This is a genomic window from Pseudomonas sp. CMR5c, from assembly GCF_003850545.1.
In the GTDB taxonomy this organism is placed as follows: domain Bacteria; phylum Pseudomonadota; class Gammaproteobacteria; order Pseudomonadales; family Pseudomonadaceae; genus Aquipseudomonas; species Aquipseudomonas piscis.
Window position 1 is genome coordinate 543831 of the sequence record NZ_CP027705.1, and the last position, 13274, is coordinate 557104.

The 13274-nt window shown below is 63.8% G+C and carries 8 protein-coding genes; 2 read left to right on the forward strand and 6 right to left on the reverse strand.

What is annotated here, in order from left to right; translation table 11 throughout:
• The first annotated feature begins 166 nt into the window (after positions 1–166).
• The gene (putP, locus tag C4K40_RS02490; RefSeq protein WP_022640790.1) at positions 167–1651 is read left to right on the forward strand and encodes a sodium/proline symporter PutP; all 1485 of its coding nucleotides are present in this window, start codon (positions 167–169) and stop codon (positions 1649–1651) included.
• Between the two features lie 214 nt (positions 1652–1865).
• On the opposite strand, the gene C4K40_RS02495 is transcribed toward putP, so the two are convergent.
• Both C4K40_RS02495 and C4K40_RS02500 read right to left on the reverse strand, forming a co-directional pair.
• Entirely contained in the window at positions 1866–2360 is a 495-nt protein-coding gene (locus C4K40_RS02495; RefSeq protein WP_053132418.1) for a DUF2165 family protein, read from the reverse strand.
• Positions 2361–2488: 128 nt separating this feature from the next.
• Positions 2489–3760: an O-acetylhomoserine aminocarboxypropyltransferase/cysteine synthase family protein gene (locus C4K40_RS02500; protein WP_053132415.1), complete on the reverse strand. Its 1272-nt coding sequence runs from the start codon at positions 3758–3760 to the stop codon at positions 2489–2491.
• 256 nt (positions 3761–4016) lie between these two features.
• On the opposite strand from C4K40_RS02500, the gene C4K40_RS02505 reads away from it, so the two are divergent.
• Entirely contained in the window at positions 4017–4853 is an 837-nt protein-coding gene (locus C4K40_RS02505) for a 23S rRNA (adenine(2030)-N(6))-methyltransferase RlmJ (protein ID WP_022640793.1), read from the forward strand.
• 64 nt (positions 4854–4917) lie between these two features.
• On the opposite strand, the gene msrA is transcribed toward C4K40_RS02505, so the two are convergent.
• The 4 genes from msrA to aceE form a co-directional block, all read right to left on the reverse strand.
• Entirely contained in the window at positions 4918–5565 is a 648-nt protein-coding gene (gene msrA, locus C4K40_RS02510) for a peptide-methionine (S)-S-oxide reductase MsrA (RefSeq protein WP_022640794.1), read from the reverse strand.
• A 69-nt stretch (positions 5566–5634) separates the two neighbouring features.
• Positions 5635–8328 carry a GGDEF and EAL domain-containing protein gene (locus C4K40_RS02515; RefSeq protein ID WP_053132411.1) on the reverse strand — a complete coding sequence of 898 codons (2694 nt, stop codon included), beginning with the start codon at positions 8326–8328 and terminating at the stop codon, positions 5635–5637.
• A 314-nt stretch (positions 8329–8642) separates the two neighbouring features.
• Complete coding sequence (gene aceF / locus C4K40_RS02520) at positions 8643–10595, reverse strand: dihydrolipoyllysine-residue acetyltransferase (RefSeq protein ID WP_053132408.1); 1953 nt, start codon at positions 10593–10595, stop codon at positions 8643–8645.
• Between the two features lie 11 nt (positions 10596–10606).
• Positions 10607–13252: a pyruvate dehydrogenase (acetyl-transferring), homodimeric type gene (gene aceE / locus C4K40_RS02525; protein WP_053132405.1), complete on the reverse strand. Its 2646-nt coding sequence runs from the start codon at positions 13250–13252 to the stop codon at positions 10607–10609.
• Positions 13253–13274 lie beyond the last annotated feature (22 nt).

Here is a 13274-nt window from a genome sequence, read left to right on the forward strand (position 1 = left end):
GCGCCCAAGGTGCAACCGTCTTCGTGACTGGGGCATCGGCTGATGGCTTTCCTGGGGAAACATCAGTCATAAATGCGCGGCACGCTTGAACGTCTCCCAATCGTTATCGTTTGGCGGCGTGGGGCAGTGACCGCCGCACCATAAAAACAAAGCCAGGGCGTTACTCATGAGTGCAAGCAATCCAACCCTGATCACGTTCGTGATCTACATCGCGGCAATGGTGCTGATCGGCTTCATGGCCTATCGCTCCACCAACAACCTTTCCGACTACATTCTTGGTGGGCGCAGCCTGGGCAGCGTGGTGACCGCGCTTTCCGCCGGCGCTTCCGACATGAGTGGCTGGTTGCTGATGGGCCTGCCGGGCGCCATCTACATGTCCGGCCTGTCCGAGAGCTGGATCGCCATCGGCCTGATCGCCGGTGCCTACCTGAACTGGCTGTTCGTGGCCGGTCGCCTGCGGGTACAGACCGAGCACAACGGTGACGCACTGACCCTGCCGGACTACTTCTCCAGCCGCTTCGAAGACAAGAGCGGCCTGCTGCGGATCATCTCCGCGGTGGTGATCCTGGTGTTCTTCACCATCTACTGCGCTTCCGGCATCGTCGCTGGCGCCCGCCTGTTCGAAAGCACCTTCGGCATGTCCTACGAGACCGCGCTGTGGGCCGGTGCGGCGGCGACCATCGCCTACACCTTCGTCGGTGGCTTCCTGGCGGTGAGCTGGACCGATACCGTGCAAGCCACGCTGATGATCTTCGCCCTGATCCTCACGCCGATCATCGTGCTGCTGGCCACCGGTGGCGTCGATACCACCTTCCTGGCCATCGAGGCCAAGGATCCCACCAGCTTCGACATGCTCAAGAACACCACCTTCATCGGCATCATCTCGCTGATGGGCTGGGGCCTGGGCTACTTCGGCCAACCGCACATCCTGGCGCGCTTCATGGCCGCTGATTCGGTCAAGTCGATCGCCAACGCCCGTCGCATCTCCATGACCTGGATGATCCTGTGCCTGGGCGGCACCGTGGCCGTGGGCTTCTTCGGCATCGCCTACTTCTCGGCGCATCCTGACGTGGCCGGTCCTGTGACCGAGAACCCTGAGCGGGTGTTCATCGAACTGGCCAAGCTGCTGTTCAACCCATGGATCGCCGGTGTGCTGCTGTCGGCCATCCTGGCGGCGGTCATGAGTACCCTGAGCTGCCAGCTGCTGGTGTGCTCCAGCGCCCTGACCGAAGACTTCTACAAGGCTTTCCTGCGCAAGGGCGCGTCCCAGCTGGAACTGGTATGGGTCGGCCGGGCCATGGTGCTGGTGGTGGCGCTGGTCGCCATCGCCATGGCCGCCAACCCGGAGAACCGCGTACTGGGCCTGGTGAGCTATGCCTGGGCCGGTTTCGGCGCGGCCTTCGGTCCTGTGGTACTGATCTCGGTCCTGTGGAAAGGCATGACCCGCAACGGCGCACTGGCCGGTATCGTGGTCGGTGCCGTGACCGTGATCCTGTGGAAGCACTTCGCCCTGCTGGGCCTGTACGAAATCATCCCGGGCTTCATCTTCGCCAGCCTGGCCATCGTCCTGGTGAGCAAGCTGGGCGCTCCGAGTGCCGGTATGGTCCAGCGCTTCGAAGCCGCCGAGAAGGATTTCAAGCTCAATCACTGAGTGCTTGATCCGGCCCCTGTTTTTTCGGGGACACAATGAAAACGGCCCGCTGCGGTGACGCAGCGGGCCGTTTTTTTTCGCCTTCTGAAGCCGCAGCAGGCTGCTAGCGAGCGTAGAGAAGTGTGGCAGGGGTTCGCCTGGAGATCGCCATGCAAGGCCCTGCGGTTTTTTGCGTAACCTCGCCATGCCGCTGTCGGGCCGTGGCGGGCTTGGCTCAGTGCAGTTCAGCGTCGGGCTGGTTGAGGAAGATCAGCACGCCAAGGATCGCCATGTAGAACTTGAACGCCGCTTCCTGGCCGTTCCAGGTGGCGGACTGCCACATCATGAACCATTCCCCGCCCACCACCATGAAACCGAAGAACCAGACGCAGAAACCCAGGCAGAAGCCGGCAATGGCCCAATGCTTGGCGCGATTGAAGTCGCTGGCAGCGCCGTGCCGGGCGCGCCACAGGCGGGCACCGCCTAGCACCAGCAGCACGCCGGTCGCGGCTTCGCCGGCGATGATCAGCCAGTAGCCGGCATTCCACAGCAGCGGCTGGGTGATGGCCCGGCCAGTAGCGCTATTGCCCGCAAAGACGCTGTCCATGCTCAGCACGTGCTGGACGAAGGCGAAGTTGGAGCCGTAGTCGCTGATGTTGTTGTAGGCCACCAGCAGGGCGAAGGCGGCGACCGCGAGGGTCATGATGATCTTGGCGTAGCGCACGAGCATGTCAGGGTCCTTTGCTGGAGATGCGATCCTTGGGGGAGAGGGATCCAGGGAGGATGTAGCGAGGGCAGCTTAGTGACGGGGCGCGGGAGGAACAAGGGCCCCGCCGGTGCGGGCGGGGCCGGTTTGGATCAGGCTTGGCGCAGGGCCTGATCCAGGTCTTCGAGCAGGTCCTCGATGGCTTCGATACCCACCGAGAGGCGGATCATTTCCGGCTTGACCCCGGCCTTGGCCTGTTCCTGTTCGTTCATCTGCCGGTGGGTGGTGGAGGCCGGGTGGCAGGCCAGGGACTTGGCGTCGCCGATGTTCACCAGGCGCTTGAAGATCTGCAGCGCATCGTAGAAGCGCACGCCCGCCTCGTAGCCGCCCTTGAGGCCGAAGGAGAGGATCGCCGACGGCTTGCCCTGCATGTACTTGCGCGCCAGTTCGTGATGCGGATGGTCCTCCAGGCCCGCATAGCTGACCCAGGCCACCAGCGGGTGGGCCTTGAGGAACTGCGCCACCTTGAGGGCGTTGTCGGTGTGGCGCTCCATGCGCAGGGCCAGGGTCTCCAGGCCTTGCAGCAACAGGAAGGCATTCATGGGCGCCAGGGCCGCGCCGGTGTTGCGCAGCGGTACGGTGCGGGCCCGGGCGACGAAGGCCGCAGGGCCGAACTTCTCGGTGTAGACCACGCCGTGATAGGCCGGCTCGGGGGTATTGAGGCTGGCGAACTTCTGCGGGTGCTCGGTCCAGGGGAAGTTGCCGCTGTCGACGATCACTCCGCCCAGGGCGTTGCCATGGCCGCCGACGTACTTGGTCACCGAATGCACGACGATGTCGGCGCCGAACTGGATCGGCTTGCACAGGATCGGCGTGGCCACTGTGTTGTCCACCATCAGTGGCACGCCCCGGGCGTGGGCGACCTGGGCCAGGCCTTCGATATCGACGATGTTGCCCGCCGGGTTGCCGATGCTCTCGCAGTACACCGCCTTGGTGTTGTCGTCGATCAGTTCGGCGATGGCCTCGGGGGAGTCGTCGCGGGCGAAGCGCACTTCGACGCCGAAGCTGGGCAGCAGGTGGGCGAACAGGGTGTAGGTGCCACCGTACAGCTGCGGGGTGGAGACGATGTTGTCGCCGGCCTGGGTCAGGGTCTGGATGGCGTAGTGGATCGCGGCGCTACCGGCCGATACCGCCAGCGCCGCGACTCCGCCCTCCAGGGCGGCGATGCGCTGTTCCAGCACATCGTTGGTGGGGTTCATGATCCGGGTATAGATGTTGCCCGGCACATCGAGATTGAACAGGTCGGCACCGTGCTGGGCGTTGTCGAACTCGAAGGCGACGTTCTGGTAGATGGGCACGGCCACGGCCTTGGTGGCGGGGTCCGACTTGAATCCATGGTGCAGCGCAATCGTTGCGTCTTTCATAAATTCTCAACTCAGTAGCAGTCCATTAATGAGCACAGCCAGGCAGGGTCGTGCCCGTACAGCAGTCAGTGGTCCTTTGTGTCTGAGTCGCCAGCAACCGCTTGGTGTACCTGCCCCTTGGCCACGGGCAGGCGCGTCAGTGTCCATCAGGCGTGGCGGATCGGCAAGCTGGCGCGCCGCGCTGGGCAAATGCGATGGCCTGTCCTGACGCGGTCCATGGCACAGGGTAAACTTGCGCTCCTGCGCAGGAGCAACCATGAACTATCGTCACGCCTTCCATGCCGGCAATCACGCCGACGTCTTCAAACACCTGACCCTGACCCGCCTCATCGCCCTGATGTCGCGCAAGGAACAGCCGTTCGCCTATATCGACAGCCATGCCGGCATTGGCTTGTACGACCTCAAGGGCGACCAGGCGACACGCACCGGCGAGTACCTGGAAGGTATCGCCCGGCTGTGGGGCGCGGACGACCTGCCAGAGCTGACCGCCGACTACATGCGCGTGCTGCGCCGGCTGAACCCGGATGGCGAGCTGCGCTACTACCCCGGTTCCCCGGAGCTGGCCCGGCGCCTGATGCGCAACCAGGATCGGGCGCTGCTCAACGAGAAGCATCCCGAGGATGGCCTGCTGCTCAAGGACAACATGAAGGGCGATCGGCGGGTGGCGGTACACCTGGGCGAGGGTTGGCACGTGGCCCGGGCGCTGCTGCCGGTGGCGGAGAAGCGGGCGGTGATGTTGATCGACCCGCCGTTCGAGAAACTCGACGAGATGCAGCGTTGTGCCGCGTCGATGAAGGAGGCCATCGGTCGCATGCGCCAGACCGTGGCGGCCATCTGGTATCCGGTCAAGGACCAGCGCGCCCTGCGCCGTTTCTACCAGGACCTGGCCGGCACTGGTGCGCCGAAGCTGCTGCGGGTGGAATTGCTGGTGCATCCGCTGGATACGCCCAACAGCCTCAACGGTTCGGGCCTGGCCATCGCCAACCCGCCGTGGGGCCTGGAGGAGGAATTGCGCGAGCTGCTGCCCTGGCTGTCGCAAAAGCTCGGCCAGACCCAGGGCGGCTGGCAGATGGACTGGCTGATCGCGGAATAACCGCCACGAGCTGTAAGCGGCAAGCTACAAGCCGACGGCGCACCACTTGCCGCTTGTAGCTGCTTTAGATTGGGCAGGTCACCCCGGTACCGCCGATACCGCAATAACCTTCCGGGTTTTTCGCCAGGTACTGCTGGTGATAAGCCTCGGCGAAGTAGACGGTCGGCGCCTCTTCGATCTCGGTGGTGATGGTGCCCAGGCCTGCCTTGGTCAGCTCGGCCTGGAACACCTCCTTGCTGTGCAGCGCCTGCTGCAGCTGGGTCGGGTTGGTGGTGTAGATCACCGAGCGGTACTGGGTGCCGATATCGTTGCCCTGGCGCATGCCCTGGGTCGGGTTGTGCAGTTCCCAGAACATCGCCAGCAGTTGCTGGTAGCTGACCTTCTCCGGCTCGTACACCACCAGTACCACTTCGGTATGTCCGGTCAGGCCCGAGCAGACTTCCTCATAGGTCGGGTTCGGGGTAAAGCCGCCGGCATAACCCACGCAGGTGCTGAACACGCCCTCGCGCTGCCAGAAGCGCCGTTCCGCGCCCCAGAAGCAACCCAGGCCGAAAATGGCGAAGTCCACGTTGCCGGGGAACGGGCCCAGCAGCGGATTGCCGTTGACGAAGTGCTCCTCCGGGACGGTCATTGGAGTTTCACGGCCAGGCAGAGCTTGTTCTTTGGTTGGGAGCACGTTTTTGTTCACCAGAATTTCCGAGCGCAAGACCATGTAGCAGTCCTCCAGTCAGTTGGATTGTCGTTATTCAGACCTGCAGTTTGCCCGAGTGTCGCGACGCTGTCAGGCGATTGGTCCGCGCGGATAGCGCTTGAGCCTGGCGATCAGCTCGGTGCCGGGAATCGGCCGGTCGAACAGGTAGCCCTGGCCGACGTCGCAGCGATGGCGGCGCAGGAAGGCCAGCTGCTCGGCGGTTTCGATACCTTCGGCGACCACCTTGATCTTCAGGTTGTGGGCCATGGCGATCACCGCCGAGGTGATCTCCATGTCGTCCTGGTTATCCGGGATGTCGTGGATGAAGCTGCGATCGATCTTGATGATATCGATGGGGAATTTCTTCAGGTAGCTCAGGGACGAATAACCGGTGCCGAAGTCGTCCATGGCCAGGGTCAGGCCGAGCTTTTTCAGCTGTTCGAGTTGCTGGTGGGTGTCGTCGGTGGCTTCCAGCAGCAGGCCTTCGGTCAGTTCCAGCTCCAGCAGCGAGGAGGGCAGTTGCTCCTCCTTGAGGATGCCGGCGATGGAGGCCACCAGGTCCGGGTCGGAGAACTGCTTGGGCGACAGGTTGATGGCCACGTGCAGGTTGCCCATGCCGGCGGCGGTCAGTTGCTTGCTCATGCGGCAGGCCTGGCGGGCGATCCACTTGCCGATGGGAATGATCAGCCCGGTCTCTTCCGCCACGCTGATGAACTGGTCCGGGCGGATCATGCCCTTCTCCGGGTGGTTCCATCGCAGCAGCGCCTCCATGCCCAGCAGCCGGCCGCTGCGCAGGCACAGCTTGGGCTGGTAGAACACGTCCAGTTCGTTCTGGGTCAGGGCCCGACGCAGGTTGTTCTCGACGAACAGCTTGTAGCTGGCCTCGGCGTTCAGGGCCTCGGTGAATACCTGCACCTGGTGCTTGCCGTTGGCCTTGGCCTTGTGCAGCGCCAGGCCGGCGTTGCGCATCAAGGTCTGTGGGTCGCGGCCGTGCAGCGGCGCGCTGGCCAGGCCCACGGAGCCGGTGACGCTGATCAACTGGTTGTCGACGAACATCGGCTTGTCCAGGGTCATCAGCAGCTGGCTGGCGATCTGCTGGCCGGCTTCCAGGTCGGTGTTGTCCAGCAGCACGGCGAACTCGTTGCTGGCGAAGCGCGCCAGGCTGCCGCTGGGGCTCAGGCTGTTGCGCAGGCGCCGGGCCAGGCTGATCAGCAGCTTGTCGCCGGTCTGGTGGCCGAGGCTGTCGTTGATCCGCTTGAAGTTGTCGATGTCCACCAGCAGCAGGCTGATCGGGGTATCGCTATCCCGGGCGAAGCGTTCGTCCAGGTTGCGGATGAATGCAGGGCGGTTGCCCAGGTTGGTCAGGTTGTCGGTGTAGGCCAGGCGCTCGATGCGCTGCTGGGCCAGCTTGGTCTGGGTGATGTCTTCGTAGATGCCGATGTAGTGGGTCAGCTCGCGGTTGTCGCCATAGACCTTGGAAATCGACAACTGGCCCCAGTAGGGCTCGAGGTTCTTGCGCCGGCTCTTGAACTCGCCCTGCCAGCTATTGCTCTTGGCCAGGCTGGAAGGGGCGTCGAACAGCAGTTCGCTGAGGTTCTCCAGGGCCGGTAATTCCGACAGGCGGTGACCGTGGACTTCCTCGGTGCTGTATTGGGTGATCGCCGTGAAGCTGGGGTTGACGTATTCCACCACGCCGTCGCAGTTGACCAGCAGGAAGGCGTTGGCGCTTTGTTCCACGGCCCGCTGGAAAAGGTGCAGGGCGCTGGTGGCGGCCCGGCGATTGTGGTTGTTGATGACCTGGGCGAACTGGTCGGCCAGCTCGCCGGCGAAGGCGATCTCGTCCGACTGCCAGGCGCGGGTGGTGCCGGTCTGTTCCAGGCACAGCACCCCGACCACCTGGCCGTCGATGCGGATGCTGGCATCGAGCATGGCGTTCACGTCCCGGGGGCGCAGGCTCTCGGCCATTTCCCGGGTACGTGGGTCGCGCATGGCGTTCTGGGCATCGATGGCGCGGCAGCTGTGCAGGGCTTCCATGTAGTCCGGGAAGCTGCTGGCGTCGATGGCGTCGGGCAGGTGGTACTCCTGGGTGGCGCGATGGTAGGCCGCGATCGGCTCCAGGCGCTGGCCCTCCAGGTTCCAGATGCTGGCGCAGTCGATCTGGTAGATGTCGCAGGCACTGCGGGTGATCAGCTCGGCGGCTTCCTTCAGGGAGTTGCCGCTGCTGTAGCGCTGGCGGGTCAGCAGCAGGATCAGGTCCTGCTGGGCCCGTACCCGCTCCAGGTGTTGCAGCTGTTCCTGCTGGGCCCGCTGGTTGAGTTCCAGGGCGATCTGCAGGCGGCTGTTCTGGGTTTCAAGGTCCAGGGTCGGTGCCGTTGGGCTATTGCCGAACAGGCCTTCGACCACCAGCAGGTAGCCACGCAGCAGGTGTCGGTTGTGCTGTTTGTAGGCTTCGCCCAGTTCCAGGATGCTCAGGGGACCTTGGACGGTGTGCAGGGTATAGCGGATCAGGTAATGGGGGGCGCTGGCCAGTTGCTGCTGGATGTTGTCATGCAGTTGATAGCGCGCTTCAGGCTCCATCAGGCTGGCGTAGGGCGAGCCGACCAGGGCGCAGAGCTCCACGGCGGGCAGGCCGAACTGGCGTTCGCAGTTGGGATCGAGAAACAGTAGCGCCCAGCTCGCTTCATTCAGCCGTTCGAAACGCAACATGCCGAGCCGCGAAGGCACAGGCAACTGCGTCACTACCTCGGCCACCATACGGCTGGCGGCATCGGGTTGGCTTTTCATGGGGAAACTCGCTTCGAAATTGCTGATCGCGCCGGGCTCACGCCCTCTTCACTGTTGCCTGCGGCAAGGTTGCATCATGGCGCATCGACTGACAAGAGAGATGAAGGCCAAGTGCTATAAACCTTTATATCGGCAGGTAAGGGGATTTCTGCAAAGTTACTTTGCGCCACTTGCATGGCTCGGTCCACAGCGGGATCCAGGTTGTTTTTCCGGAAAAAAAAGCCCCGCCAGATTGACGGGGTTGAGGTACGAGCGTGGCGCTCGAAAAAGGCTGCGGTGCCAGCCCTCCCATGACAGGAGGGCCGGCTCGCGAGTTACAGCAGGATGGTGCGGATGTCCGCCAGCAGGTCGCTCAGGCGCTTGGTGAAGCGCGCGGCGGCTGCGCCGTTGATCACACGGTGATCGTAGGACAGCGACAGCGGCAGCATCAGCTTCGGCTGGAAGGCCTTGCCGTCCCAGACCGGCTGGATGGTGGCCTTGGAAACACCGAGGATGGCCACTTCTGGCGCATTGACGATCGGCGTGAAGCCGGTGCCGCCAATGTGGCCGAGGCTGGAGATGGTGAAGCAAGCGCCTTGCATCTCGTCCGCGGAGAGTTTCTTGGTCCGGGCCTTTTCCGCCAGGGAAGCGGCTTCGGCCGCCAGTTGCAGCAGGCTCTTCTGGTCGACGTTCTTGATCACTGGTACCAGCAGGCCATCCGGGGTGTCCACGGCGAAGCCGATGTGCACGTACTTCTTGCGGATGATCGCCTTGCCGCTCGGAGCCAGCGAGCTGTTGAAGTCCGGCAGTTCCTTGAGCAGGTGGGCGCAGGACTTGAGCAGCAGCGGCAGGACGGTCAGCTTGACGCCGGCTTTCTCGGCCACGGCCTTCTGGGCAACGCGGAAGGCCTCCAGCTCGGTGATGTCGGCAGAGTCGAACTGGGTCACGTGCGGCACGTTCAGCCAGCTGCGGTGCAGGTTGGAAGCGCCGACCTGCATCAGGCGGGTCATGGCCACTTCTTCGACTTCACCGAACTTGCTGAAGTCCACGGCCGGGATCGGCGGGATGCCTGCGCCGCCGGTCGCGCCAGCGGCTGGCGCTTCCTTGGCCTTCTGCATCATGGCCTTGACGTAGACCTGCACGTCTTCCTTGAGGATCCGGCCATGGGGGCCACTGGCGCTCACGGCGTTCAGTTCGACGCCGAACTCGCGGGCCAGCTGGCGCACGGCCGGGCCGGCGTGCACCTTGGCACCTGGCTTGGCAGGCGCAGCTGCTGCGGCGACTGGTGCTGGAGCGGCTGGTGCGGCTTCGGCCTTGGCTGGCGCAGGGGCGGCAGCCGGGGCAGGCGCGGCAGGGGCCGGAGCGGCTGCAGGAGCGGCGCCCTTGACCTTGAGCTTGAGGATCAGGTCGCCGGTACCGACTTCGTCGTCCAGCTTGATCAATACGCTTTCCACGATGCCGGCGGCTGGCGATGGGATTTCCATGCTGGCCTTGTCGGATTCGAGGGTGATCAGCGACTGGTCGGCTTCGACGCTGTCGCCGGCCTTGACCATGACTTCGATGATCTTGGCCTTGCCGGCCGAGCCGATGTCCGGAACGTGGATATCCTGCACGCTGTCGGCCGCTGCTGGCGCAGGAGCGGCAGCCGGGGCAGGGGCAGCGGCTGCAGCGGGCGCAGGGGCCTGGGCTGGAGCGGCGGCAGGGGCCGCGGCACCGGCCACTTCCAGGTCCAGGATCAGGTCGCCGGTACCGACTTCATCGTTGAGCTTGACGCTGATGGCCTTGACCACGCCGGCGGCTGGCGATGGGATCTCCATGCTGGCCTTGTCGGATTCGAGGGTGATCAGCGACTGGTCGGCCTCGACACTGTCGCCGACCTTGACCTGGAGCTCGATGATCTGGGCCTTGCCCGAGGAGCCGATGTCCGGCACGTGCACCTGCTGTACCGAAGTACCGGCAGGGGCGGCGCTCGGCGCAGCGGCAGGCGCTGCCGGGGCCGGCGCGGCCTCGGCTTTCGGCGCTTCGGCGGCAGGCGCAGGGGCCGCAGCGGCGGCGCCCTCGACTTCCAGCTCCAGCAGTTCGTCGCCTTCTTTCAGGCGGTCGCCCAGCTTCACTTTCACGCTCTTGACCACGCCGGCACTCGGGGCAGGGATTTCCATGCTCGCCTTGTCCGACTCCAGGGTCAGGATGCTCTGGTCGGCTTCGATGCGATCGCCGACTTTCACCATCAGTTCGATTACTTCACCTTCACCGCTGCCGATGTCAGGTACGCGAATGAGTTCGCTCACAGAAAGTCTCCTCAGCAGTCCAGTGGGTTGCGTTTTTCCGGGTCGATACCGAACTTGGCGATGGCCTCGGCCACGACCTTGGGTTCGATGTCGCCACGGTCAGCCAGGGCTTCCAGGGCTGCCAGCACGACGAAGTGACGGTCGACTTCGAAGAAGTGACGCAGTTTCTTGCGGCTGTCGCTGCGGCCGAAACCATCGGTGCCCAGGACCTTGAATTCCTTGGATGGGACCCACTGGCGGATTTGTTCGGCGAACAGCTTCATGTAGTCGGTGGAGGCGATGACCGGCCCCTTGCGGCCGTTCAGGCACTCTTCGACGTAGCTCTGCTGTGGCTTCTGGCCCGGGTGCAGGCGGTTGCTGCGTTCCACGGCCAGGCCGTTGCGGCGCAGTTCGTTGAAGCTGGTCACGCTCCACACGTCGGCGGCGACGTTGAATTCGTCACGCAGGATCTTCGCCGCTTCGCGGACTTCGCGCAGGATGGTGCCGGAGCCCATCAGCTGTACGTGGTGCGCGGCATCGCGGGTGTCTTCCTCAAGCAGGTACATGCCCTTGATGATGCCTTCCTCGACACCTTCGGGCATGGCTGGCTGCTGGTACGACTCGTTCATCACGGTGATGTAGTAGAAGACGTCCTGCTGCTCTTCGGTCATCTTCTTCATGCCGTCCTGGATGATCACCGCCAGCTCGTAGCCGTAGGTCGGATCGTAGGTGCGGCAGTTCGGGATGGTGCCGGCCAGCATGTGGCTGTGGCCGTCTTCGTGCTGCAGGCCTTCACCGTTGAGGGTGGTACGGCCGGCGGTGCCGCCGATCAGGAAACCACGGGTACGGCTGTCGCCAGCGGCCCAGGCCAGGTCGCCGATCCGCTGGAAACCGAACATCGAGTAGAAGATGTAGAACGGCAGCATCGGCTGGTTGTGGCTGGAATACGAAGTGCCGGCAGCGATGAAGGAGCTCATGGCGCCCGCTTCATTGATGCCTTCCTCGAGGATCTGGCCCTTCTTGTCTTCCTTGTAGAACATCACCTGGTCTTTATCGACTGGCTCGTAGAGTTGGCCGACCGAGGAGTAGATGCCCAACTGGCGGAACATGCCTTCCATACCGAAGGTACGGGCTTCGTCCGGGATGATCGGCACGATGCGCGGGCCGATTTCCTTGTCCTTGACCAGCTGCGCCAGGATGCGCACGAAGGCCATGGTGGTGGAGATTTCGCGGTCGCCGGAACCATCGAGGATCGCCTTGAGGGTATCCAGTGGTGGCGTCGGCACGCTGAAGCTCATGGCGCGGCGCTGCGGCACGAAGCCACCCAGCGCGGTGCGGCGCTCGCTCAGGTAGCGGGCTTCGGCGCTGCCGGTCTCCGGCTTGAAGAACGGCAGGTGTTCCAGGTCTTCGTCCTTGACCGGGATGTCGAAGCGGTCGCGGAACAGCTTCAGGCTCTCGACGTCGACCTTCTTGGTGTTGTGCGCGGTGTTCTTCGCTTCGCCGGCGCCGGTGCCATAGCCCTTGATGGTCTTGGCCAGGATGACGGTCGGCTGCTCTTTGTGGTTGACCGCCTGGTGGTAGGCCGCATAGACCTTGTACGGGTCGTGGCCACCGCGGTTGAGTTTCCAGATCTCGTCGTCGGACAGATCGGCAACCATCGCCTTGAGTTCAGGGGTGTTGAAGAAGTGCTCACGGACGAACGCGCCGTCCTTGGCCTTGTAATTCTGGTACTCGCCGTCGATGACTTCGTCCATGCGGCGTTGCAGGATGCCGTCGACGTCCTTGGCCAGCAGTGGGTCCCAGAAACGGCCCCAGATGACCTTGGTGACATTCCACTGGGCACCACGGAACACGCCTTCGAGTTCCTGGATGATCTTGCCGTTGCCGCGAACCGGGCCGTCGAGGCGCTGCAGGTTGCAGTTGATGACGAAGATCAGGTTGTCCAGCTTCTCGCGGCCGGCCAGGGAAATGGCGCCCAGGGCTTCCGGCTCGTCGCACTCGCCGTCGCCCAGGAAGCACCAGACCTTCTGCTTGCCGGCAGGGATGAAGCCACGGGCTTCCAGGTACTTCATGAAGCGTGCCTGGTAGATCGCCTGGATCGGGCCCAGGCCCATGGAAACGGTCGGGAACTGCCAGAAGTCAGGCATCAGCCATGGGTGTGGATAGGACGACAGTCCCTTGCCATCCACTTCCTGGCGGAAGTTGTTCATCTGTTCTTCGCTGATGCGGCCTTCCATGAAGGCGCGAGCGTAGACGCCAGGGGAGGTGTGGCCCTGGAAGTAGATCAGGTCGCCGCCGTGCTCGTCGGTCGGGGCCTGGAAGAAGTAGTTGAAGCCGATGTCGTACAGGGTGGCGCTGGAGGCGAAGCTGGAGATGTGACCGCCCAGGTCGGAATCCCTCAGGTTCGTGCGCATCACCATGGCCATCGCGTTCCAGCGCACCAGCGAGCGAATGCGGCGTTCCATGAACAGGTCGCCAGGCATGCGTGCTTCGTGGGTGACGGGAATAGTGTTGCGATAGGGAGTGGTGATGGCGTAGGGCAGTTGCGAGCCGCTGCGGGTCGCGAGTTCACCCATGCGGGTCATCAGGTAGTGAGCACGGTCTTCGCCTTCTTTGTCGAGAACCGATTCCAGGGCGTCCAGCCATTCCTGGGTTTCGACGGGATCGAGGTCTTGCATGGCTTGCTCCAGGGCGGAAAGG

Bases quoted from the DNA above. Each gene is read 5' to 3' on its own strand.
- putP (WP_022640790.1), top strand. From the start codon at position 167: ATGAGTGCAAGCAATCCAACCCTGATCACGTTCGTGATCTACATCGCG.
- C4K40_RS02495 (WP_053132418.1), bottom strand. From the start codon at position 2,360: ATGCTCGTGCGCTACGCCAAGATCATCATGACCCTCGCGGTCGCCGCC.
- C4K40_RS02500 (WP_053132415.1), bottom strand. From the start codon at position 3,760: ATGAAAGACGCAACGATTGCGCTGCACCATGGATTCAAGTCGGACCCC.
- C4K40_RS02505 (WP_022640793.1), top strand. From the start codon at position 4,017: ATGAACTATCGTCACGCCTTCCATGCCGGCAATCACGCCGACGTCTTC.
- msrA (WP_022640794.1), bottom strand. From the start codon at position 5,565: ATGGTCTTGCGCTCGGAAATTCTGGTGAACAAAAACGTGCTCCCAACC.
- C4K40_RS02515 (WP_053132411.1), bottom strand. From the start codon at position 8,328: ATGAAAAGCCAACCCGATGCCGCCAGCCGTATGGTGGCCGAGGTAGTG.
- aceE (WP_053132405.1), bottom strand. From the start codon at position 13,252: ATGCAAGACCTCGATCCCGTCGAAACCCAGGAATGGCTGGACGCCCTG.